Below are 4,316 nucleotides of genomic sequence, written 5' to 3'. Positions count from 1 at the left end.
GGGTAAGCGGGCACAGCGGGGGGCGGTGTAGCCAGGGTCAGTGGCGGGACATCGACGACGACCCGGACCCAGCTCTTTCGGCCGTGCTCTTCGGTGACCGAGACGAAGAAGTAATCCTTGGTCTCGGTACGTTGGGCCGCGGCCACCCGGACCGCCACATCGGGTGTGTAGGTGAAGGTTCCGCCGGGTGAGATGGAGACATCGCCGCCCAGACGACTGGTGGTGCCCCCGCCGATGGTGAGGTGATCGCCGTCCGGATCGGTGACGACGACGCGGCCACGGAACGTGCCGAACTGATCCGCAGGCTCCAGGATGACCTGCGTCGTCGGAGGACGGTTGAGCGGACTGATCGGGACCTCGATCGGAATCAGCTCGACCACCTCGCCGTTTTCGTCGGTGACTTCTACGGTGAACTTGGCGGTCAGCGATTCGGCTGGAGCGTCGGCGGCCGCGGCCTGGTATCGGGCGTCGGCGCTGGGAACGAAAACGTAGGCGCCGGTGGCGGAATCGAGGCTGACCGTTCCCCCGGTCGAGGTGCCATCAACGACGGAGTAGGTCAACGTCTGACCAGCGGCGTTGGAAACCGCAACGACGCCTCTGATCTCACCGGTAGTGGTATCGGAGGGCCGGTTGGTGCTCAGCCCTGTGCGCACCGGCGGATCGGTCGCCGTCGGCGCGTTCGGGTTCAGCGGCGTGAAGAGGAACCTTTGGCCCCCGTGTCCGTCGTCGACAACCAGGGTGAAGCCGGACGGGGACGGTTGGCCGGCTTGGGGTGTGTAGGTCCACTGGTAGGTCTCACCTCCGATCCACTCGGTGGTCAGGGTGCCGAATGCGGGTTGGCTGGCGCTCGATACGTCGAGGTAGTCCCCGTCGGGGTCGTAGGCGGTGAATCTTCCGGTCATGGCGCCGGTCGAGGGATTCGTGGTTTGGACCGGCACACCGACCACCGGCGACTGATTGGCCGGGGAGATCAGCACCGAGACTTCGCCTGAGGCGACACCGCCGCGACTGTCGGTTGCCGTCCACCTGAACGAGTAGATATCCGGCCGGCCCCCGGTCTCGAGTGCGGCTTCGTGGCGCCGCTCGTCGGTGGGGACGAATGTCCAAGCCCCGGTGACTCCGTCGGATGTGAACCTGCCGTCCTCGACGATGAAGTATCCGTCCTCGACGCGGCTACCGGCTATCGGCTCGATCGTGTAAGTGATTCCGTCGCGGTCGAGTTCGCTCAGGTTGAAATGACCCGAGACTTCGCCGGTAACGGGCTCCGGCTCACCGACGGTGGTCGGTGCGGTCTGTGTGGGCGCGTTGTTGGGCGCCGTCGACGGTGCGATGGCGACCGTGATATCGGTGCTGACGTAACCGCCGTGATTGTCGTACGCCGTCACGGTGAAGGTCTCGAATCTGTCGGCGTCGGTGGCGTCGGCGGCCGCGGCGTAAGAACGCGCCGCGGCGGCGGGGGTGTAGGTGAAGGCGCCGGTGGTCCGGTCGACGGCCACGCTGCCCTTGGCGGTGGTTGTGGGACCGACGTACGTGATGGTGTCGCTGTCGGGGTCGGTTGCGGTGACCTGGCCGGTGACGATGCCGGTTGAGGCATCGGGAACTCCGGCAGATACGTTGTTCAGTAAGGGTTTTGCATTCTGCATGCCGATTGGCATGGTAACCGGTATCGAAGTGGCGTTGCCGCGAGCGTCTGCGACGACGATGTTGAACGTGTCGCGGGTGTCCTCGTCGGTAGCGCTTGCGAGTGCGGCATCGTGTCGGGACGCGGCTGAGGGAGTGTAGATGAACTCGCCGGTGGTCGGGTCGACGGTGACCGTGCCCTTGGCTGGCTGGGTTGCGGTGAAGGTGAGGCTGTCGCCGTCTGGGTCCTGCATCGACGGAATGCCGGCGGTGACTCCCGTGGCGGGATCCCTGCTGATCATATTGATGCCGTCGAAGTCTGAACCCATCTCAGTGACGAAGCTCTTGATGCGGGGCGCGGAATTCGGAGTCGCGCCGGTCGGCAGGATCGCAACCGCGACCGTGAGTGACACGGCACCGCCGTGACCGTCGTCGGCCGTCAAGACGAACGAATCCACAAGGTCCCCGGCCGAAGCCGTGGGTGAGGCTGCCTGCTGCCGGGCGGTCTCATCCGGCGTGTAGGTGAAGTAGTAGGTGGTGGAGTTGGTGCTCGATTCGACGACGAGCGTGCCTTTGGTCGGTGGTGTAGTCGTGAAGGTGAGTGCGTCATTGTCGCCCTCGAAGAACAGCAGTGATCCCGTGACCGAACCCGATGAGTCGGCGGTGCTGACCGATGAGGCCGCCGGCTGAAACTGCGGTTTCGAGTTCGCCGGGCTGATCGGAACGATGACGACGACGTCCGTCGTCTGGCCACGCATATCGCTGGCAGTGACGGTGAAGGTATCGGTCTGGTCTTGAACGGTCGCCGTGTCGGCTGCCGCGTCATGCCGCGGAGTGATGCCAAAGGCGGGAAAGTTGTAGGGCGTGTAGGTGAACTCACCCGTCGTGGGGTCGACCGAGACGCTGCCCTTCTCAGGGAACGAGGACACGGTGTAACGGAGTAGGTCGTTGTCCGGGTCGGTGAACCCTACGGTTCCACTGACGGTGCCGGTGCTCGTGCCGGGCGTCCCTACGTCGGGTGTACCTGCAATGGGCGCGCCGTTCGTCACGTTGTTGGCGGGCACCACGTCTACGGTAATTCCGACCGCGGTGACGCCGGACTGACCATCGTCGGCCAACACGACAATGATGTCCTGTTTCTCGGCGTCGGTGGCATCCGTCGCGGCCGCCCGCTGCCTGGCCAAGTCGGAGGGGGTGTAGGTGAAGGCGCCGGTGGTGGGGTCGATGGTGATGGTGCCACGGATCGGGGGCGCGGCCGTGTAGCCCAGGACGCCGCCATCGGGATCGGTGAACGGCACAGATCCGGTGATCACCCCGGTGATGCTGTCGGTTTGGTAGACGGGTGTGCCCGCGATCGGCGCTTGGTTCGCCGCGACGATGCTGACTTGCTGGGTGATCGTATTACTCTGCCGTTCACCGTCATCGACGGTGAAGGCGATCGTGCGCTCGGTGTCGACGGCGGCGCCGTTGCTCGTGAAGGTGACCATGCGCAGCGCGGTCTGGTAATCGCCCACACTGGCGTTACCGGTCAGGCTGAGGACCCCGGTGGTGGCGTTGTAGGTGCCGGTGATTCCGTTGAGCGGATTGGGGTTGAGGGCAAGCACGTCGCCTGAGGACAAGCCCGAGGTAATGGCGACTGTGGCGCCGTCGAGCGTCGCGTCATCGGCATCATTGATGGTGATCGTCGAACTCATTTTGGCCGCGGTGTTCGGGTTGGCGGTTACGGTGCAGCCGCAACTGTCCAGCGTAGGTGCGTCATTCACAGCGGCGATGGAGATGGTCTTGGTCGTCGGCGCACTGTTGCCCGCGGTGAAGGTGACGGTGCGCTCCGCGGCCGAGGTGCCGCTGATGTTCTCGTAGGTGACCGAGCGCAGTGCCGTCTGGTAATTGGCGACGCTCGAGGTGCCGGTCAACGTCAGCACTCCGGTGGCGCTGTTGTAGCTGCCGGTGATGCCGCTGTCCGTCGGAGCGGTAAAGGCGAGCCTTTCAGTCGGGTTCGCGCTGCCGATGGACACCGTCGCGTCCGACAGCGTCGTGTTGTCCGGGTCGGTGAGGGTGAGGCCGGTGTCGATCGCCGTCGGGGCGGCCTGCTCGGTGTAGGTGGTCGTGCCCGATGTCGTAGTGATCGTCGGTGCGTCGTTGACGGCGGTGACCGTCAGGGTTTTGGTACGCAGTGTGCTGGGGGCGGTGCCGTCGTTGACGGTGAAGGTGACGGTGCGCGTCGTGGCCGGGGTGTCGCTGGTGTTCTCGTAAGTGACCGAGCGCAAGGTGGTTTGGTAGTTGGCGACGCTGGAGGTGCCGGTCAGGGTCAGTTGTCCCGTGGTGCTGTTGTAGCTGCCGGTGATGCCGCTGCCCGCGGGCGCGGTAAAGGAAAGCGTCTCAGTGGCACTCGGGTTTCCGATCGACACCGTCGCGCCGGATAGCGTCGTGTTGTCCGGGTCGGCAAGCGTCACGCCGGTGTCGATTTCGGTCGGCGCCGCCTGTTCGGTGTAGCTCGTGGTGCCCGCCGTCGTGGTGACCGTCGGTACGTCGTTCACCGCGGTGACGGTAACGGTCTTGGTTGCTGGCGTGCTGAGGGTGCTGCCGTCGTTGACGGTGTAGGCGATGGTGCGCGTCGCATCGGGGGTGTCGCTGGTGTTCCGGTATGTGACCGAGCGCAGTGCGGTTTGGTAGTTGGCGACGCTGGAGGTGCCGGT

At 65.2% G+C, this 4,316-nt stretch carries 1 protein-coding gene; it reads right to left on the bottom strand.

Going from position 1 to position 4,316, the window contains the following annotated elements:
* Nucleotides 1–4,316 (bottom strand): Ig-like domain-containing protein (locus A5790_RS26000; protein ID WP_197696795.1); only part of this gene is annotated, 4,316 nt, incomplete at both ends.

This window comes from Mycobacterium sp. 852002-51152_SCH6134967 (assembly GCF_001667105.1).
Taxonomy (GTDB): Bacteria; Actinomycetota; Actinomycetes; order Mycobacteriales; family Mycobacteriaceae; genus Mycobacterium; species Mycobacterium neumannii_A.
Note: the sequence above shows the minus strand (reverse complement) of the source record. Positions and strands in the feature narration are given on the sequence as shown.